Below are 20,094 nucleotides of genomic sequence, written 5' to 3' on the forward strand. Positions count from 1 at the left end.
CTCAACAAAGGAGAAAGAAGTGAACATCATGGTTAATGGACAGAACAAAGGGAAATACGCACTTCAATCAAACTTTCTGAAGGGAATATTACTAACACTCCTTCTTGCCTTAGTTGCTAAATATATTGCTACTTTTCCTTTCTTTTCAATATTAGGACAATTGGTCATTGCTATTATATTAGGGATGGCTTGGCGAGCAGCATTTAAAGTACAGGATTCCTGGCAAGTTGGAATTGCATTTTCCAGTAAGAAGCTATTACGATTCGGCATTATTTTATTGGGGATGCGTTTAAATTTAGCTGATATTTATCACGCTGGAGCAAATGTTTTTTTCATTGCAGTCATTAATTTATTATTTGCATTAATCGTAGTGTATGGTCTAACAAAAATATTTCACGTAGATCAAAAGCTAGGGATACTAACGGCTTGCGGCACTGCCATTTGTGGAGCTGCAGCTGTCGTGGCAATCGCACCTCAAATTAAAGCAAATGAAAAAGAAACTGCTGTGGGGGCAGCCATTGTTGCGCTATTGGGAACCGTATTTACACTTGTTTATACAGTACTTTATTCTGTTATGAACTTAACGCCAACAGAGTATGGCATTTTCGCGGGTGGTACCTTACATGAAATAGCTCATGTTATTGCTGCGGCATCTGCTGGTGGAAATGAAGCTATTGATATAGCGGTCATTGTAAAGTTAACTCGTGTCGCACTGCTAGTTCCAGTTGCCATTATAATCGGCATTTTCTATCGAAGAACGGCTAAAGGAGAAGAGACAAAAACATTTTCATTGTCAATCATACCTTGGTTTATATTAGGATTCTTAGCAATGAGTGCAATTAATTCATTAGGTATTATACCAGCTAATGTGGCGGAAGCCCTTGTAAATATTGCCTATATCTTAATTGCTATGGCGATGGCTGGTCTTGGATTAAATGTTGAGATTAAAACCTTTAAGGAGCTTGGAGTAAAGGCATTTGTTGCTGGTTTAATTGGCTCAGTTTGTCTATCTATATTAGGCTATATACTTGTTATTTTCTTATTATGATGTTGAAAAATATTGCACTGCCATATAACTAATCCATTTTTAAAGGATGTTGTACAAACTATCTTCATGAAAAAGACCCTGCATCGTATGTCAGCATGCAGGGCTTTTTAGATAGAATCAGAAGATCATGTATAAATATTTAGTGTGATTATGAACGTAAAGCTTCAATGGAAGATGCTAATTCAGCAACTACTATTTTGCTGCCGATAATCGGGCTATCCGTTTTTTCCCCTTCAGAGCCTGAACTTGGACGGTGATGGGCTGCAGCAAAGGCATCGCTATTGCGCCATGCCTGGAAATGCTCCTTGGATTCCCAATACATATTAACACTCATTTCGTCATAAGTAGGATCATCCGTTGAAATTAATACCTCTACTTTATGGAAGCCTTCAAATTGTTGTAAAGGACCTGGTTTTGTAAAGTTTGGAGCCATTCTTGCTGCAAAACCTGGTTTCACTTGAATGCGATTTGTAACAATAATCATGCTTTTCCCCCCTTATTTTCATTTACTAGGTTTTTGAATGAATTATCACTGATTATCATTCGCAATCAATGATAAGTGGCTTAGGAAGACATTGTCAATAGAAGTCCTCTTTATATTTTCATCGTAAGTAAACTTCTTCATAGATGCTGACATTTAACTGACATAATCCGGTGCTATAATCATTATAAGAGCTAGTAGTATCGAGGTGAACAAAAATGGCGCATATATTAGTAATAGAAGACGAATATGCAATTAGCCAGGTGTTAAACGTTTATTTAAAAAAGGTCGGCTATGGTGTAACACAGTGCTTTAGTGGTGGTGAGGCTTTAGATAAATTTATTGAGACTCAACCAGATTTAGTGTTACTAGATATTATGCTGCCTGAGAAAAATGGTTGGATTATTTTAAAGGAAATTAGAGAATTCAGTGCTTGTCCCGTTATAATGTTAACCGCTTTAGGCGAGGTTAATTACCGTTTAGAAGGATTTGACCAAGGGGCAGACGATTATATTCCAAAGCCCTTTATTGCAGATGAAGTTGTTGCGAGAGTGAAGGCCGTTTTAAGACGGGCTGAAGGAAGCACCGATTTATCCTCTTTAAAGCGTTACGGTTCTCTCGAAATTGATAGGAAGGCACATAGAGTGTTTCTAAGAGGGAAGGAAATACTATTAACGCCTAGAGATTTATCGGTGCTTTTATTTTTAGCTGACCATCCGAACCAAACATTTACGCGTGATCAGCTCATTGATCATGTTTGGGGCTGGGAGTATGACGGAAGTGATCGAGCGGTAGACTTAGCAGTGAAACGGATTCGTAAAGCGTTGATGGAATGGGATGAAGCAGAGGGCGAAATAAAGACACTACGTGGATTGGGGTATCAGCTGAGTGTTCAAAAGAAATAAAAGAATATCTTTACTTCAATATTGGACAAGCCGTTACTTACTTACACTATTTATAGGTTTAGCTATAATTTCCTTGATTTCGGCAGCTTGGATTCGCCATACGACGTTTGAAAATCGACTAGAGATGATGGAGTTTTTAGCGGACGAGACGGTCTATCGTTTAACCGATAATTCGGGGCTCAATAATTGGCCGTTTAACGGTATTCCTGGTTTCATTGGGGATCGGGAACGTTTTACTATGAGAGAAATCGATCCTATCCTGTATGTAGTCGATACAAAGGGCAGTATCATAACAAGTAACCGCCCTGTACCACCAGGCAGTGCTAAAAATGTAGAGAGTATGTTAGATGGTGAAGAAGGTACAAAGGAATTAACGATAGGATTAGAGCCTGTTCAATATGTGGTCAAAAGAAAAATAGAAAATAGTCAGGAGCTAATTGGCTGGGTGCTAGTAGTGGAGAAGAAAGAAAATTTAACAAGAGTGAATCAAGCCTATGGTCAGCTTGCTATTCTGATTGGGACTTTGGCTTTGTTAGGCTGGGTTGCTATCTATTTTTTGTCCAAACGTTTAGCACGTCCCATAAAACAAGTAGCAGCAGCAGCAAAACAAGTGCAGGAGGGTAGCTATTCAGTCGATTTACCTCAGGATTGTAAGGAAAAAGAGGTATATGAGCTTGTAACTTCCTTTGAAGATATGGCTCAAAAACTTGAACAACTGGAGAAAACCAGAACAGAATTGTTGGCAGGCGTCACCCATGAACTGAAAACACCCGTCACTTCTATAAGTGGGCTATTACAAGCTGTAAAGGATGGCGTTGTAACAGGACAAGATGCAATGGAATTTATAAATATGGCTGTGATCGAAACGACAAAAATGAAAACAATGGTCGGTGATTTACTTGCTTTTAACCACTTTGCAGTAGATGCGATTCCGGTGAAGCTTGAGCCTGTAGATGTCAATCAACTTCTGCGGGAGGTGGTCGCACAGTGGGAAGTAATGCAGGAAGATGACAGTGTTCATGTAAGCTTGCACCTAGTTGATCCTGCCATCCATGTACAGGTAGATATTGTCCGTATTCAGCAAATTATGACAAACTTATTAACCAATGCGAAACAGTCGATGGATATAGGATTTGTAACGCTAACACTTAAAGAGCAAGGGGATACGGTCTCAATTATTGTAAAGGATACAGGGCGAGGTATTCCTGTAGAGGATCAGGCATTTATATTTGAGCGTTTTTATAGAGGAGAGAATAAAAAATATGCGATTCGAGGGTTAGGTCTTGGATTACCTCTTAGTAAAATGATGGCACAATCTATTGGTGGTGACTTAAAACTAATCGAAAGTCATGCCACAGGAACTTCCTTTGAATTACTATTGCAAAAAGCTACTACGTCGTGATGGCGTGGTAGCTTTTTTATGGGCTTCATGGAAACAAAAGGCCAGAAATGATTTGTAAAATAACAGTGAAGAAAATGTAAAGTTGACATCTGCCTGACACAAACGCTCTTTATAGTAGACAGTGTAGACGAGAAACGAGCAAAAAGGTTCTTTTGCTATCGTTGGGATTCAGCTGCTATATGACAATGATATTTAGTAGGGAGTGAGATGTATATGCCTATAGTAACCTCATTTAATCCAAATGGTCGTCAAGAAATTAAACAAGCGATTTCCTATCCAGACTATGCGTTATTAAAAGCCAAGCTACAGTATATTATGCAGCTGGACAAGCATGCGGGTGCGGATGGGAAATATGTAATTCGAAGTACGTACTTCGATAATTTTGCGAATAAAGTGCTCAATGAGAAAAAGGAAGGCTATATTAATCGAGATAAATACCGCGTACGAATATACGGTCAATCTAGTGCCATTATCAATCTTGAGCGCAAGAGTAAACGGAATAATTTAACCTTTAAAACGAAGTGTGCAATATCTCAAGCTGAATATGAAAAAATGCGCCTTGGAGATATTTCATGGATGGAGGAGGATGAGCGAGGACTGCTTAGGGACTTATATCAAGAGATGAGTTACAGGCAACTTAGACCAACAACAGTAGTAGATTATGTGCGAGAGGCGTATATTTACCCATTTGGTAATGTACGAGTAACTTTTGATAGTAAGGTGCAATCCAGCTTACGCAATACAGATATGTTTAATCCAAACTTACCCATGGTGGATGTACTAGAGCAAAACCTAGTGATTTTAGAGGTGAAATATGATGACTATTTACCGGACATCATCAAATATTTACTTCAGTCTGTAGATACACGTGCCGAGGCTTATTCAAAATATCAACTTAGTCGTATGTATGGCTAATAAAAGGAGAACGAACGATGGATACAATTAAATTTAGTGATATTTTTAAATCTAATTTTTTAGAAAAAACAACATCTTTTTCATTAATCGATTCAATTATTGGTTTGGTCGTAGCATTTTTCATTGGGCTTTTCATTTACGCAGTTTATAAGAAAACCTTTAACGGAGTGATTTACTCTCATTCATTCAATATTGCATTGCTCATTATGACAATGGCGACAGCACTCGTGATTATGGGGATCAGTTCGAATGTTCTTCTATCTCTTGGTATGGTTGGTGCATTATCCATTGTGCGTTTCCGAACGCCTATTAAGGATCCTATGGATTTAGTTTATATTTTCTGGGCAATTGTTTCAGGTATTTTATGTGGGGCAGGTTTTATTCCTTTAGTCATTATTGGAGCCGTGTTAATTGGTCTTGTGCTGTTAGTATTTGTCAATAAAATTACAGTGGAAAATCCTTATTTATTAATTGTAAAGTTTGAGGAAGAGCTAGCATCTCAAGAGGTGGAGCGAATTATAGCTGCACAAACAAAAAAATTCGCCCTCAAATCGAAGTCGATTATGAACAATGAGGAAATGGAAACAACGTATGAAATTCGCGTCAAACAAAACGATGCTAAACTAATGGATCTACTAACAAAAGTGCCGGGTGTAAAATCTGCCATTATGCTAAGCTATGACGGGAACTTTACAGCATAATGACTGCGTTCACAAAAAGGATTCCAAAGCGAGGTGTCAGTGATGATTAAAACCCGAATTGTCTACCTGTGCATGGCAATTCTTCTCCTTCTCTTTGTTGTAATATATGCTGTGCTTCCGAATGTAGGCATTGAAACAAAGAATACCGAGTTCTCTTATGAGAATATAGTTTTTAATAAAAACAAAGTCACTACAGTCGATATCGAGATAGCAGAGGAAGATTGGGCTGACATGCTGGAAAATGCGGCAGATGAAGAGTTAAAACAGGCGGATATTACAGTAAACGGCAAGAAAATTGAGAATGTGGCTATTCGCACGAAAGGAAATTTAACGTTACGCTCCGTCATCAACAGTGACTCAGATCGTTATAGTTTAAAAATTGATTTTGATTATTATGATGACACACAAAGTTTATTTGGCTTGAAAAAGTTAAATTTAAATAATAATTATAGTGACTCTACATTAATGCGAGAGTATATATCCTATGAATTGATGGAGCAAATGGGCTTACCAACGCCAGCACATTCCTATATGTATGTCACAGTAAATGGTGAGGAACGTGGTTTGTTTTTAGGCGTAGAAGCAGTGGATGAAACGTTCCTAGCTAATAACTATGGCTCCAATAATGGCTTCTTATTTAAGCCAGATGGGATAGGCAGTGATTTAAAATATATTAGTGAGGATATTCTGGATTATACAGGTATTGGATTAAAAACAAATGAAGATAATATCGAGCAATCCAAATTTGTAGAAATGCTGGATGCTATTAATAATGGTGGAGACATTGAAAAATATTTGGATGTTGATGAAATGCTATGTTATTTTGCTGTCAATACAGCACTTGTAAATTTAGACAGTTATCAAGGGAATATGAAGCATAACTATTATTTATACGAACAGAATGGCAAGTTTTCAATTATCCCTTGGGATTACAATATGTCCTTTGGCGGCTTTGGAGCAGGTGGCGGTGGAATGGGAATGGGTAGAGAAAATCGTCAAAAGCCAGTTGATGCTTCTAATTCAGGTTCACCAATGGAGAACAATGGACAAACGGATCAAAAGGGTGTGGATAGGCAACAACAGAATGGCCAGTTTAACATGGATATGGGTATGTCAGGAAACCTAATGGCCGAGAGTGCTATTAATTTTAGTGTGACTACTCCTGTCTCTGGTACAACTTTGGAGGAGCGGCCACTACTGAATGCCTTACTTACTAATGAGAAATATCGCGCTCAATATGAAGGTTATTTAGAAGAGTTAACGACGAATTATTTAACAGAGGATTATGTACAATCAATGACAAAAAAATTAGCGGTGCTTTTAACAACCTATGTCGAAGCGGATCCAACTAAATTTTCTACGACGGAACAGTTTTTAGAGGCAGTTGAAGGTGAGAATAGTTTACCTGAGTTTGCAAAGCAGCGCTCCGAATCTATTTTAAAACAGCTCTCTGGGGAGCTTGTTGTGGAAGCATTGACAACTTCTCAAAATAATACGATGCCAGTTCCAAATAAAGATGGAGAAATGAAAGCTATGCCTGATAATTTTGATCCGAGTCAGCTACCAGAGGATTTTGATCCATCTCAAGGTCCTCCGTTTAACAAAGAAGCCAATGGACTAAGGGGGGGAGAAGGTCAAAATGGTGGGCCTATGCAGCGCCCAGAAGAAAACGGAGCGCCAATGGGAATGCCTGGTGCCAATAAGGAAATCGCCGATCCAGCCACCACTATTGATAAGACTACAGTGATTACAATCATTGCATCCTTAGTGTTATTACTCCTTTCACTTCTCTTTGTTTATAGATTTAAGCGGAGAGGCCGTTAAAAAAATGACCATATCCAAACTTTTGGGTATGGTTTTTGCTTTTTCTCGTGCTAAAATAAAGCATTCTGTTCTTAGGAGTCCTTTCATATGAATGAACAACAGTTTGATAAATATTTGCATATTAAGACCGTGGGAGAACAATATGGTTTCCCAAAGCTTGCCCACTATCATCGTTATGAACCAACACCTTACAATGGGCTTGAACAATTATTTGCTATATACGAAATGCCTGACAACCCAGTGTTTATTGATATGGGCTGTGGAAAAGGAAGGGTACCCATTTATGTTCATCATCAATTCCATATTCCAACGATCGGAATAGAGATGGATGCTGGATTTTATGCAGAGGCAGAAGATAATAAACGAAGCTATCTTCAAAAAAATCGTTCACATGCACCCGTTACATTTCTTCATACGATAGCAGAGGCGTATGAAATAAAGCCGCGTGATAATGTATTTTTCTTTTTTAATCCCTTTTCTATTCACATTTTCCGCACAGTTATTCAGAACATTTGGCAATCCTATGAGCAACGAATGCGAGATATTCATATCATTTTATACTATCCACCCTATGATTATTTACAGTTTTTACATCAGGGAACACCATTTGAATTGCTTCATGAAGTGCATTTAGAAAATGAAACAAATATTAATGAACGTCTTTGTGTGTTCGAATTAAAGAAAGCATAGAGTGATGGGCAACCGTCTCTATGCTTTTTCCTGTTTTTACAGACTTATTTTCAGGGAAATAATTTATCATGAACTAAAAATAACAAATATGTTCGGATTAATTCTTATCTTAAAAAAATGATAGCATATGATAGTTTTGTACTACACGATGGCTTGAATTAAAAGATAATTCGCAAATAACTAATTATACTGAAAAATCACTCTAGACTAAATATAAAGAATGTTTTACAATGTAAAAGTCATAAATGAATAATATTGTTCTGTCATTTTAGCTAGTTATAAATAATTATTTTTGCTATTGAGGAAATGAATGTATTTGTTTATAATTATCAGAAATATCTAATATTTTAGAAATTTTCAGGGGGAATTTAATTATGAAAGAGAGTAAAAAGCTTAAGAAGTTCGGTTCACTTTTAGTAGCATCTTCATTACTTGCTGGTGTACTTGCTGGTTGTGGTAACGGAGACGACTCAAGTTCAGGTGGTGGCTCATCATCAGGCGGTGGCTCATCTGATGGCGATACAATTAAAATTGGTGCAAACTTAGAGCTTTCAGGAAATGTAGCATCTTACGGTTCTTCAATCGGTCTGGGCGCAGAATTGGCTGTAAAAGAAATTAATGATGCGGGTGGTATTGATGGTAAGAAGATAGAACTGATTAAAGTAGATAATAAATCAGAAAACTCTGAGGCCACAGCCGCAGCTATTAAACTAGCAACGCAAGATAAAGTAGTAGCAATGCTAGCACCTGCAACTTCTGGGAATACAGTAGCAACGGTTCAAATTGCTAATCAAAATAAAATCCCGATTGTTACGGGCTCTGGAACTGCCCCAAATATTACAGTAAACGAGGATGGCAGCGTTAACGAATATGCATTCCGTACATGCTTTATTGACCCCTTCCAAGGGATTGTGGCAGCTAACTTTGCTTCAGGTGAGCTAAGTGCGAAAAATGTAGCTATTTTTGCAGACAACGCATCTGATTATGCAAAGGGTTTAGCAAAGTCCTTTAAAGAAACGATGACTAAGAGTGGTGGAAAAATTGTGAAGGAAGAAGCTTATGTAGCGAAGGATACAGACTTCCGTACACAATTAACAAATATTAAAGCAGCGAATCCAGACTTTATCTTTATCCCTGGATACTATGAAGAGGTTGGTTTGATTGTTAAACAAGCCCGTGAAATGGGTATTGATGTACCTTTAATGGGTGCTGATGGTTGGGATTCACCAACTTTAGTGGATCTAGCTGGGAAAGATGCATTAAATAATACGTACATTACTAACCACTATTCTGCGGAAGATCCAGATAAAAAAATTCAAGACTTTGTAAAGGCATTTAAAGCGGCAAATGGTGATAAGGCACCTGATGCGTTCAACGCACTTGGGTATGACTCTATTTACTATATTGCTGATGCAATTAAGCGTGCAGGCTCTACGGATGGGGAAGCTATTAAAAATGAATTAGCTGCAACAAAGGATCTTTCTTTAGTAACAGGTACTTTCTCAGTTGACGAAAACCATAACCCAATTAAAACAGCAACAGTTCTTGAATTTAAAGACGGTAAACAAGTGTTCAACTCTAAAGTTAATCCTTAATGTTTTGTAAGCAGCAAGGGGGAGGCGGGTAAACACGCCTTCCTTTTTTCTTTTTTATATAACTACAATAGCCGTATAAAACATAACTTTTTAGTATCGATGCATGTACAGATTTCTCATTTTTCAGAAAATTCAAAGGAGTGAAAGCGTATGGAATGGATACAGCAACTTGTGAATGGTATTTCACTAGGAAGTATCTACGCGTTAATAGCGCTAGGGTATACGATGGTATACGGTATTATCAAGCTGATTAACTTTGCTCATGGTGACGTTTTCATGATTGGTTCATTTATTGGCTTTTACGCAATTGCTAAATGGGAGCTTGGCTTTTTCCCAGCATTATTATTGGCGATGCTCATTTGTGCAATCTTTGGTGTTTTAATTGAACGGATTGCCTATAAACGTTTACGAAATGCAACACGTATCGCGGCATTAATTACAGCGATTGGCGTATCTTTATTAATTGAATATACAACAATTTTCTTCAGAGGCGCTCAACCAGCAGCATATCCTGAAGTTTTCAAAAATAAATCTTTTGACATTTTGGGCGTGCAAATTAGTAGTACATCCATTTTAATTTTATCAGTTGCTGTTGTACTGATGATTCTTTTACAATTCATCGTACATAAAACAAAAATCGGAAAAGCAATGCGTGCCGTTTCTCATGATGCGGATGCAGCACGCTTAATGGGGATTAACGTTGATAATACAATCTCGGCAACATTTGCCATCGGTTCCGCTTTAGCTGGCGCAGCCGGTGTTATCTTCGGTGTTTATTATACGAAGATTGACCCGTTAATGGGTGTTATACCAGGGGTTAAAGCATTTATTGCGGCTGTTCTTGGCGGGATTGGTATCATTCCTGGCGCTATGGTTGGTGGTATGTTATTAGGCGTTGTGGAATCCTTGGTAAGTGCTCTTGGCTTCTCTTTATGGAGAGATGCAGCAGCATTCGTTATTTTAATTTTGATCTTAATATTCAGACCATCGGGTATCTTTGGTAAAAATGCCCGTGAGAAAGTGTAGGTGAGCGGTTATATGAAAAAGTCTAAAGTTTTCTGGGGCTATGCCGTATTAGCGCTAGTCATCTATGCAGTTGTGCAATTATTGATTATGACCGAAGTCATTGATATGTACTATAAAAATATGCTGATTACGATGTGTATTAATATTATGCTGGCTGTCAGTTTGCATATTGTTATTGGTGTTACTGGTCAATTCTCGATTGGGCATGCTGGGTTCCTAGCCGTTGGTGCGTATGTATCAGCCATTATTACGACAAAGCTCATGTTGCCATTCCCATTGGCGATCTTATTAGGGGCAGTTGCAGCAGCTGTTGCAGGTCTTATTGTAGGTATTCCAACACTTCGTTTAAAAGGGGATTATCTAGCAATTGCAACATTAGGATTTGCGGAGATTATTCGTATTATTTTCTTAAATACGGATTATGTTGGCGGTGCAGCAGGGATGCAAGTTAAATATTTATCTAACTGGACGTATGCATTCTTTGGCGTAGTATTAACCATTCTTGTAATCTCAAACTTTACAAATTCACGTCATGGTCGTGCATGTATTTCTATTCGCGAAGATGAGATTGCAGCAGATGCTATGGGAATCAATACAACTTACTATAAGGTTGTTGCGTTCGCAATTGGATCTTTCTTTGCAGGGCTAGCAGGTGCAATTTTTGCCCATAACTTTTACATTATTCAACCGACGACTTTCGGTTTCTTAAAATCATTTGATATATTAATTTACGTTGTACTTGGGGGCTTAGGAAGTCTTTCAGGTTCTGTAATTGCTGCGGTATTCTTAACAATCGTATCGACGTATCTAGCAAACTTCCCTGAAACTCGTATGATTATTTACAGTTTAGTATTAATTATCGTGATGCTTTACCGTCCAACCGGATTAATGGGGACAAAAGAAATTACGGATTTATTTAAGTTTGGGAAAAAAGGAGGTACAAAATAATGGCTGAAAACCTTCTTATTAATGTGGAAAATATGGGGATTCAATTCGGTGGTTTAAAGGCCGTACAAGGTGTTAATATGTACCTCAATCAAGGTGAATTAGTGGGATTAATCGGACCTAATGGTGCTGGGAAAACGACTAGCTTTAATATGTTGACAGGGGTATATACACCAACAGAGGGGACCATCACATTTGGCGGACAGAAATTAAACGGGCTTGCACCTTACCAAGTAACGCAAAAGGGAATAAGCCGTACATTCCAAAATATTCGTCTCTTTAAAGAACTATCTGTTCTAGACAATGTTAAAGTAGCCAATCATTCGCTTGCTAAGCATTCGATGTGGTCATCAATTTTTCGCTTACCAACTCATTTTAAGGGCGAGGCAGAAATGGAGCTTCAATCCATAGAGTTTTTAAAAATCTTTGGTTTAGATGTCTATATGAATGAGTTGGCTAAAAATTTACCATATGGAATGCAGAGGAGATTAGAGATTGCCCGAGCATTAGCGGCAAATCCAAAGCTCTTATTATTGGATGAACCAGCTGCCGGGATGAATCCGCAGGAAACGCATGATCTTATGGAATTAATTGCGTTTATTCGTAAGGAGTTTGGCTTAACCATATTACTGATTGAGCACGATATGAGCTTAGTAATGGGTATATGTGAGCGCATTTATGTACTTGATCATGGACAATTAATTGCTGACGGGACACCAGAAGAAATTCGCAACAATCCAAAGGTAATAGAAGCGTACCTTGGTGAGGAGGTTATCGGCTAATGCTAAAAGTACAAAATATAGATGTTTATTATGGCAACATTCAAGCATTAAAGGGCCTCTCTTTAGAAGTAAACGAGGGTGAAATTGTAACACTAATCGGTGCAAATGGTGCTGGGAAAAGTACATTGTTAAAAACATTGTCAGGTTTATTAAAGCCAAAAGGTGGCATCATTGAATACGAAGGCTTCTCTATTGCAGGGAAAGCAGCCCAAACCATTGTTAAATCGGGGATTTCCCACGTTCCAGAAGGACGTCGTGTTTTTGCCAATATGTCCGTAGAAGAAAACTTAGAGCTTGGTGCCTATTTGCGTAATGACAAAGCAGGAATAAAAAAAGATATGGACCATGTTTTCGAATTATTCCCTAGACTAATGGAGCGTCGCAAACAGCTGTCAGGAACATTATCTGGTGGGGAGCAGCAGATGCTTGCAATGGGTCGTGCTTTAATGGCAAAGCCCAAATTGCTATTAATGGATGAGCCTTCAATGGGGCTCGCACCGCTAATGGTAAAGAATATTTTCAATATTATTGAACAGGTGAATAAAGAGGGGACAACAGTATTGCTTGTTGAGCAGAATGCCAATATGGCACTGTCTGTCGCTAACCGTGCGTATGTGCTCGAAACAGGACGCATTGTTTTATCTGGTTCAGCCAAAGAGCTTCAAGAAAGTGAACAAGTAAAGGCTGCTTATTTGGGTGGTTTATAATGGGGAGGGCGTCTCAACAATGAGGGGCCCTTTTCAATGTTCTCCCTATTAAATAATCGAAGGTAGCATTTTACTATTCATTTTTGGTAAGGTGGAAAAAAGGAGTGATGCTTTTTGAATTATTCAGCACCATATTTTATTAAACAATTAAATTTAGCCGAACATCCTGAAGGGGGCTATTATATTTCTTCATTTCGGGCTGAGGAGAATATGGCAGTAAGAGATGTTCAGAGACCTATTTATACGAGTATTTATTTCTTACTTCGCTCACAAGACATTTCACATCTACATCGCTTGCAGTCAGATGAGCTATGGTATTACCATGCCGGTAGTCCACTCACAGTCCATATGATTTTCCCAGATGGAACATATGAAGCGAAGAAGCTTGGCTTGAACGTAGAAGCAGGAGAGATCCCACAAATTGCGGTGCCTAAAAATACAATTTTTGGATCATCTGTAGAGGAAGTAGATACGTTTAGTTTAGTAGGATGTATGGTTGCCCCAGGCTTTGACTTTGAGGATTTCGAATTGTTTACACAGGAAGAGCTATTAGCAGATTACCCTCAGCACGAGGCAGTAATTCGAAAAATGGCTTATCCAACCATTAAATAGAAAATAAGCCGTCTCATTCATTGTGAGACGGCTTTGTGTATATTTACCATAAGATTTCTTCCGGATAGCTGAGCTGCATTTGTATGGCGTGTAAAGGTTGTTTAGTGGCAATGGCTGCTTGCATTAGATGTGATTTGAGTGCTACATATTCATGATCCTCTACAAGTAGGCGTAATGCAAATGCAGCAAGCTGAGCTTTACGTTCCTCTTTATTTAATTGGATGTATTTTAGATTCAGAACATCTACATACTGTGTGGCGAAAAGGAAGGTTAATGGGCCTTTTGCCTGCAGCATAGTTAAAAATACTACATAGTCCTCTTCTTTAACTTCCTGTTCTAAACAATCTGCAATAGCTGCTTGAAATTTACGAATTGTCGCTATCTCATGATTCCAAATAGATGCTTTGTTTAATTTCAAGTGTAGATGAATGAAATCGTTTAAAGCGATGGCACTAAAAATAATTTCGGGCCAAAGAATGTCTGTGGCAAAATAGATGTTTTTAGTCGGGAAAATCAGTTCATGTTGTATAAGGGTGTTCTTGTTAAGGCCGTTACTTACAAACTCTATCTGGTGTTCCCCAAGTATGGCATGTCTCAGTTTATAGCAAACGCTTAAAATACGGAGTCGAGGACCTTGATAATCATAGTATTTATTGGCATCACCAGTTACTTTGTAAATAGCTTTAGTAAGCTCATCTAAATCCCAGAAGTCTCCACAAATTTGTACTCCTGTTAACTGCTCTGTGCTTTGAATGGAAATCATAGTCCTCGCCCTCCTCTAATATTTATTTTGGTGTGTAATTCAGTAGCTTGAAGAGCTCCGTCTGTTCTTTATCCGTTAAATCACGCCATTGGCCTACTTTTAAATTTCCAAGCTTAATATTCATAATACGAATACGCTGTAGACGCTTTACAGAGTAGCCAAGAGCTGAACACATTCGGCGTATTTGACGATTTAAGCCTTGCTCCAAAATGATTTTAAAAACTTTGTCTGATATCTTTTCAACATAACAAGGTAATGTGGTTGTATCTAGAATATCTACGCCCGCGCTCATCTTGTTAATAAATTGCTCAGTTATAGGTTTATCAACTTGAACAATATATTCTTTTTCATGGTGGTTTTCAGCGCGTAGAATTTTATTGACGATGTCGCCATCATTGGTTAATAACAATAGTCCCTCTGATTCCTTATCAAGACGTCCAATATGAAAAATACGTAAAGGATGATTTACAAAATCAACGACATTCCCTTTTATATGACGTTCGGTTGTACTTGTAATGCCGACCGGCTTATTTAGAGCTATATAGACTAGCTGTTGTTCTTTTTTTACCTCTTTTCCGTCAATGCAAACAATGTCACCATCCTGGACCTGACTTCCAACTGTCGCAGGTTCTCCATTAATTGTTACTTTTCCTTCGGCTATCCACTTATCAGCGCCGCGACGAGATATAATGCCTGTTTCACTTAAATATTTATTAATACGCATATTGTTCTCCTAAATCTAATATTATTTTTAAGTATACCTTAACGTTATACAAATCGTGAATTCTATATACTTTTCTAGTAAAAATAAATTACCTGGAATTTTTTTAGAAAAGTTGAAATTATTATTCGTTTCTGACAATATATTAAGTGAGAGGATTTCTATGAAAATATTGTTATTTCGCTATAAAATGATGTTTTTTGTAGATAGTCTCATTAAATTGTGTAAAGGGGAGAAGTAAAATGGTTTATGCATTTCCAAACACTGAAGGATCGGTAGTTCAATTCAAGCAGAAATATGATAATTATATTGGTGGCGAATGGACACCCCCAGTGAAGGGTCAATACTTTGATAATGTCACTCCTGTTACTGGACAAGTTTTTACACAAATAGCGCGTTCCACAGCTGAGGATATTGAACTGGCACTTGATGCAGCACATGCTGCTAAAGATGCGTGGGGGAAAACTTCACCAACAGAACGTGCAAACATTTTACTTAAAATTGCGGACCGTATCGAGCAAAATTTAGAAAAGCTAGCCGTTGCCGAAACATGGGATAACGGTAAGGCGGTACGTGAAACTTTAAATGCAGATATCCCTCTTGCCATTGATCATTTCCGTTATTTTGCTGGAGCTTTACGTGCTCAAGAAGGCTCTGTAAGCCAAATCGATAACGATACCGTTGCTTATCATTTTCATGAGCCAATTGGGGTAGTGGGTCAAATCATACCTTGGAACTTCCCGTTATTAATGGCTGTATGGAAGCTTGCACCAGCACTAGCTGCTGGAAACTGTGTCGTATTAAAACCTGCAGAACAAACACCAGCATCCATTATGGTGCTTGTGGAATTAATAGAAGATTTATTACCACCAGGTGTCATTAATATTGTGAATGGTTTTGGTTTAGAGGCGGGGAAACCGCTAGCATCTAACCCACGTATCGGTAAGATTGCCTTCACTGGTGAGACGACAACGGGCCGTTTGATTATGCAATACGCGTCTCAAAACCTAATCCCAGTTACATTAGAGCTAGGTGGTAAGTCACCTAATATCTTCTTTGAGGATATTATGGATAAAGACGATGCATTTTTAGATAAAGCAGTCGAAGGCTTCGTATTATTTGCTCTGAACCAAGGGGAAGTATGTACATGTCCTTCACGTGCAATTATACAGGAATCTATTTATGATAAATTTATGGAACGTGTACTACAACGAGTAGAAGCTATTAAAGTTGGTAATCCACTGGATCCAAACACAATGATGGGTGCTCAGGCTTCAAGCGAGCAAATGGAAAAAATCCTTTCTTATTTAGATATCGGTAAACAAGAAGGTGCAGAGTGTCTAATCGGTGGGGAGAAAAATAATGTAGGAGAAGGCTTTGAAAATGGCTACTATGTTAAACCAACTGTCTTTAAAGGACATAATAAAATGCGTATTTTCCAAGAAGAAATTTTTGGTCCTGTTGTAGCTGTTACTACGTTCAAAACGAAAGAAGAGGCATTAGAAATTGCGAATGACACACTATATGGTCTAGGTTCAGGTGTTTGGACAAGAGATATTAATACAGCATATCGCTTTGGTCGTGAAATAGAAGCAGGTCGTGTTTGGACAAACTGCTACCATGCTTATCCTGCACATGCAGCCTTCGGTGGCTACAAAATGTCAGGCGTTGGTCGTGAAAATCATAAAATGATGCTATCTCATTACCAACAAACGAAAAATTTATTAGTGAGCTATAGCGAAAATAAACTTGGTTTCTTCTAAACCATAGGGAGGTGCATGGGCGTGATCGAACGTGTATTAGCCACGGCGGAAGCGCTGGCACTCATCGAGCTATTAAAAGAGAAACACGGGCCTGTTATGTTTCATCAATCAGGCGGATGCTGTGATGGTTCTTCACCTATGTGTTATCCAGAGGGGGACTTGCTATTAGGTGATCAGGATATATGTCTGGGCGAGATAGGTGGAGCTCCATTCTATATGCATAAAAATCAATATGATTATTGGAAGCATACTCAAATCATCCTGGATGTAGTTGAAGGTAGAGGTGGGATGTTCTCATTAGAGGGTGTTGAAGGAAAGCGTTTCTTAACAAGATCGAGAGCCTTCACACCAGAGGAATTACAGATGCTTGGATTAATTTGACGAGTCATTGTACAGCGGCAAAAAATTTTGCCGCTGTTTTTTCGTATTAATTTTTAGAAAAAAGGGTATGTAAAGCTATATTATTAGATGAATTTCGTAAAAATAAAAATAGCTGTAAACGTTCTTTTAAGGTTACTGTAAATATTAATTTCCGAGTGGTTTTTGCTATCAACAGTTTTTCCTCCTTTCTTATATGTTTAATATTTCCTATTAAATCAAAAAAATAGAGTAACATATATTAAATTAAGTTTACTTTTTATGTTAATTGTTACAAGCGGGATGAATCTTTCTCGCATCATGTAACGTAAAATGGGTAAAGGAGCGTGCTAAATATGGATTATGTGATGATAGAAAATAAATTTACAAATACGGTAGAGGATGTATCGAAGGCTGCGGGGTGGACAGTGGATCGTAAGATTGTTTTAGCAATAGCTAGTACATTCGTGGCCTCGGGAAAAACTTTTGATGCTGTCCAATACAAGAATATTTTACAGGAAATGAAGAAGCAATCTTCCTGGATGTCTCCTTTAAGAACTACGGTAGGCTATAGCATAGCTGCTAATTTAATGAAGCAGGAGGATCCTGAAAACGCAGTAAAAAATCTATTAACGAATGTGAATGTACTAAAGGAAGCGAAATTTAGAAGCGGTAACTTTAGTTATATTGCGGCTCAGTTTTTGACAGAGAATGAAAAGGATAAAATCGCGCATGCACATGCAGCTAGAGCTTTATTTGAAGCCATTCGTAAACATCACCCATTTTTAACATCCTATGAAGATATTCCATACGCTGTATTACTAAGTAATCCATCTGATGATGTGGAAATACGTGCAGAAACAATGAATCGCTATTATAAAGAATTACGAACATATAATTTTCATGCAGGAAATGAGCTTCAATGGCTGTCGCAAGTATTAACCTTCCTATCTCCACAATTTGATCGTCAACTAGTGCCCAATGTCGTGACCATTCGAGATGTACTAAAAAAACAAGATGTCAAAGTACAGGCCATGCATTATCCTTTACTTGGGTTTTTAGCCTTGCTAGATCTTACTCATCATCAATTGCAAGAAGTTATACATTTATATCATGAATTAAAGGATTTAAAATTATTAAAATGGCATCGTGAATTTGTTCTCTTTATGGCTGTGCAAATCATTATTTATCATATGGCGAAAGTACAAAAATCACTGTCTATGACGATTATGTCATCTATTGAATTATTAATTCAAGCTCAGCAAGCTGCAATGATAGCAGCAGTTAGTGCAGCCGCCATTGCATCTAGTTCAAGCTCTTCGTGATAGAATGGGGGTGAACAATTATTTGGAGGTGCATTTGAAGGATGAAGGAAACAAAACTGTGGATTAACGGCCAATGGCAAGATGCAAAGGAAAGCTATGAGCTAAAATCACCATATAGTGGTGAGGCGATTGCCCGAGTGGCAAAAGCATCTATACAAGATGTGGAGAGAGCAATCGATGGTGCACAGCAAGCATTCCATTCGTTTAAAAAGACGACAGCCTACGAGCGTGCCGAAATTTTATATAAAGTCGTCGATTTAATGCGACAACGAAAAGAAGAGTTTGCAGAGATTTTAGCATTAGAGGCAGGAAAGCCTTTGACAGCAGGGTTAGCGGAGATTGATCGTACAATTGCCACCTATCAATTTGCAGCAGAGGGTGCCAAACAGCCTAAAGGTGAAACGGTACCGATGGATGCGGCACCTGGAGCAGGAGATCGTATAGGTTGGACAAAAAGGGAACCGTTGGGGGTAATTTCCGCTATTACGCCGTTTAATTTCCCGTTTAATTTAGTGGCCCATAAATTAGGCCCAGCATTTGCAGTAGGTAATACAGTTGTTTTAAAACCAGCAACCCAAACACCATTAAGTTCCCTTGTTATGGCAGAGATTTTCCGTGAAGCGGGTTTGCCAGATGGTGCGTTGCAAATTGTGACAGGAAGTGGTGGTGAGCTTAGCGATACTTTGGTTACACATCCTCACGTCAGAAAGGTGACGTTTACGGGTAGTGGAAAAGTTGGATTAGGTATTAAAGAAAAGATTGGCTTACGTAAAGTAACGTTAGAGCTTGGTTCTAATGCAGCAGTTATCGTCGAACCATCGACACCTTTTAATAAAATTATAAGTCGCTGTGTGAGCGGTGCTTTTAACTTTGCTGGACAAGTATGTATTTCGTTACAACGCATTTATGTACATTCTTCTATTATTGATGAATTCACAGAGGCATTTGTTGCGGAAACTGAGAAGCTAGTAGTAGGAGATCCTTTAGATAAAAATACAGATGTAGGTGCTATGATCAATCCGAATGAGGTTGGACGAATTAAAGAGTGGATTGAAGAAGCACAGGCACAAGGAGCAGTCATTGCAACTGGAGGAGTATTTACAGAACGAACGTTAACGCCCACTGTTATGACCAATGTGACAGCTGATATGAAAATCGTTTGTCAGGAAACATTCGCGCCAATCGTCTCAATTGTTTCATATGAAACATTAGATGACGCAATTCGACTTGTAAATGAGTCGGACCTTGGCTTAAATGCAGGTATTTACACGAATGTATTGCCAGATGCCTTATATGCAGCCGACGAATTACAGGCGGGTGCTGTCATTATTAATGATGTTCCGACATTCCGAGTAGATAATATGCCATATGGCGGTGTGAAGATGAGTGGGTATGGAAGAGAAGGAATTAAATGGGCCATTGAGGAAATGACAGATATGAAATTTATTACGATGAAAAAATCGTTCTAGATTTGCATAAGCTCTTTTTCTACGATACGATGACGAAAGAACATACATGAAGGGAAGTTACAA

Annotated in this window: 20 protein-coding genes; 17 read left to right on the plus strand and 3 right to left on the minus strand. The window is 38.3% G+C overall.

Translation table 11 applies throughout. The features are described 5' to 3' along the window. The first annotated feature begins 28 nt into the window (after positions 1–28). The gene (locus AC3CH7_RS21120) at positions 29–1,048 is read left to right on the plus strand and encodes a YeiH family protein (RefSeq protein WP_031416751.1); all 1,020 of its coding nucleotides are present in this window, start codon (positions 29–31) and stop codon (positions 1,046–1,048) included. A 148-nt stretch (positions 1,049–1,196) separates the two neighbouring features. Here AC3CH7_RS21120 and AC3CH7_RS21125 read toward each other — a convergent pair whose 3' ends face one another. Further along, positions 1,197–1,532, minus strand: coding sequence for a heme oxygenase (locus AC3CH7_RS21125; protein ID WP_012296118.1), 336 nt, complete (start codon positions 1,530–1,532; stop codon positions 1,197–1,199). Between the two features lie 215 nt (positions 1,533–1,747). On the opposite strand from AC3CH7_RS21125, the gene AC3CH7_RS21130 reads away from it, so the two are divergent. From AC3CH7_RS21130 to AC3CH7_RS21185, 12 genes are all read left to right on the plus strand, one after another. Continuing rightward, positions 1,748–2,434: a response regulator transcription factor gene (locus tag AC3CH7_RS21130; RefSeq protein ID WP_488381872.1), complete on the plus strand. Its 687-nt coding sequence runs from the start codon at positions 1,748–1,750 to the stop codon at positions 2,432–2,434. Next, positions 2,418–3,836: a sensor histidine kinase gene (locus AC3CH7_RS21135; protein WP_036217770.1), complete on the plus strand. Its 1,419-nt coding sequence runs from the start codon at positions 2,418–2,420 to the stop codon at positions 3,834–3,836. The genes AC3CH7_RS21130 and AC3CH7_RS21135 overlap by 17 nt, the downstream gene beginning before the upstream one ends. A 213-nt stretch (positions 3,837–4,049) precedes the next feature. Further along, positions 4,050–4,751: a polyphosphate polymerase domain-containing protein gene (locus AC3CH7_RS21140; protein ID WP_031416747.1), complete on the plus strand. Its 702-nt coding sequence runs from the start codon at positions 4,050–4,052 to the stop codon at positions 4,749–4,751. Between the two features lie 17 nt (positions 4,752–4,768). Further along, positions 4,769–5,452 carry a DUF4956 domain-containing protein gene (locus AC3CH7_RS21145; RefSeq protein ID WP_031416746.1) on the plus strand — a complete coding sequence of 228 codons (684 nt, stop codon included), beginning with the start codon at positions 4,769–4,771 and terminating at the stop codon, positions 5,450–5,452. Between the two features lie 42 nt (positions 5,453–5,494). Beyond that, positions 5,495–7,276 carry a CotH kinase family protein gene (locus AC3CH7_RS21150; RefSeq protein ID WP_488381873.1) on the plus strand — a complete coding sequence of 594 codons (1,782 nt, stop codon included), beginning with the start codon at positions 5,495–5,497 and terminating at the stop codon, positions 7,274–7,276. Positions 7,277–7,363: 87 nt separating this feature from the next. Next, positions 7,364–7,966 (plus strand): SAM-dependent methyltransferase, encoded by a 603-nt coding sequence (locus AC3CH7_RS21155; protein ID WP_012296116.1) that lies wholly within the window; start codon positions 7,364–7,366, stop codon positions 7,964–7,966. A 374-nt stretch (positions 7,967–8,340) separates the two neighbouring features. Further along, on the plus strand, positions 8,341–9,561 hold the full coding sequence (locus tag AC3CH7_RS21160; RefSeq protein ID WP_012296115.1) for an ABC transporter substrate-binding protein: 1,221 nt from the start codon (positions 8,341–8,343) through the stop codon (positions 9,559–9,561). A 150-nt stretch (positions 9,562–9,711) separates the two neighbouring features. Beyond that, complete coding sequence (locus tag AC3CH7_RS21165) at positions 9,712–10,587, plus strand: branched-chain amino acid ABC transporter permease (protein WP_012296114.1); 876 nt, start codon at positions 9,712–9,714, stop codon at positions 10,585–10,587. A gap of 12 nt (positions 10,588–10,599) precedes the next feature. Beyond that, positions 10,600–11,535, plus strand: coding sequence for a branched-chain amino acid ABC transporter permease (locus AC3CH7_RS21170; RefSeq protein ID WP_031416743.1), 936 nt, complete (start codon positions 10,600–10,602; stop codon positions 11,533–11,535). Further along, positions 11,535–12,314 (plus strand): ABC transporter ATP-binding protein, encoded by a 780-nt coding sequence (locus AC3CH7_RS21175; protein ID WP_012296112.1) that lies wholly within the window; start codon positions 11,535–11,537, stop codon positions 12,312–12,314. The genes AC3CH7_RS21170 and AC3CH7_RS21175 overlap by 1 nt, the downstream gene beginning before the upstream one ends. Further along, on the plus strand, positions 12,314–13,021 hold the full coding sequence (locus AC3CH7_RS21180) for an ABC transporter ATP-binding protein (protein ID WP_012296111.1): 708 nt from the start codon (positions 12,314–12,316) through the stop codon (positions 13,019–13,021). The genes AC3CH7_RS21175 and AC3CH7_RS21180 overlap by 1 nt, the downstream gene beginning before the upstream one ends. A gap of 114 nt (positions 13,022–13,135) precedes the next feature. Then, positions 13,136–13,633 carry a cupin domain-containing protein gene (locus AC3CH7_RS21185; RefSeq protein ID WP_488381874.1) on the plus strand — a complete coding sequence of 166 codons (498 nt, stop codon included), beginning with the start codon at positions 13,136–13,138 and terminating at the stop codon, positions 13,631–13,633. Between the two features lie 43 nt (positions 13,634–13,676). On the opposite strand, the gene AC3CH7_RS21190 is transcribed toward AC3CH7_RS21185, so the two are convergent. Both AC3CH7_RS21190 and rluF read right to left on the minus strand, forming a co-directional pair. Then, positions 13,677–14,396 carry a DUF6904 family protein gene (locus AC3CH7_RS21190; RefSeq protein ID WP_012296109.1) on the minus strand — a complete coding sequence of 240 codons (720 nt, stop codon included), beginning with the start codon at positions 14,394–14,396 and terminating at the stop codon, positions 13,677–13,679. A gap of 22 nt (positions 14,397–14,418) precedes the next feature. Beyond that, the gene (rluF, locus tag AC3CH7_RS21195; RefSeq protein ID WP_012296108.1) at positions 14,419–15,120 is read right to left on the minus strand and encodes a 23S rRNA pseudouridine(2604) synthase RluF; all 702 of its coding nucleotides are present in this window, start codon (positions 15,118–15,120) and stop codon (positions 14,419–14,421) included. Between the two features lie 239 nt (positions 15,121–15,359). Here rluF and adh point away from each other — a divergent pair, with 239 nt between their 5' ends. The 4 genes from adh (at position 15,360) to AC3CH7_RS21215 (ending at position 20,031) form a co-directional block, all read left to right on the plus strand. Next, positions 15,360–16,880 (plus strand): aldehyde dehydrogenase, encoded by a 1,521-nt coding sequence (gene adh / locus AC3CH7_RS21200; protein WP_012296107.1) that lies wholly within the window; start codon positions 15,360–15,362, stop codon positions 16,878–16,880. A 21-nt stretch (positions 16,881–16,901) separates the two neighbouring features. After that, positions 16,902–17,261, plus strand: a complete 360-nt coding sequence (locus AC3CH7_RS21205; protein ID WP_031416741.1) for a DUF779 domain-containing protein — start codon at positions 16,902–16,904, stop codon at positions 17,259–17,261. A 332-nt stretch (positions 17,262–17,593) separates the two neighbouring features. Next, the gene (locus AC3CH7_RS21210; protein ID WP_488381875.1) at positions 17,594–18,562 is read left to right on the plus strand and encodes a DUF4003 family protein; all 969 of its coding nucleotides are present in this window, start codon (positions 17,594–17,596) and stop codon (positions 18,560–18,562) included. A gap of 41 nt (positions 18,563–18,603) precedes the next feature. Next, positions 18,604–20,031, plus strand: a complete 1,428-nt coding sequence (locus AC3CH7_RS21215; protein ID WP_207889541.1) for an aldehyde dehydrogenase family protein — start codon at positions 18,604–18,606, stop codon at positions 20,029–20,031. Positions 20,032–20,094 lie beyond the last annotated feature (63 nt).

This window comes from Lysinibacillus sp. F12, from assembly GCF_057773605.1.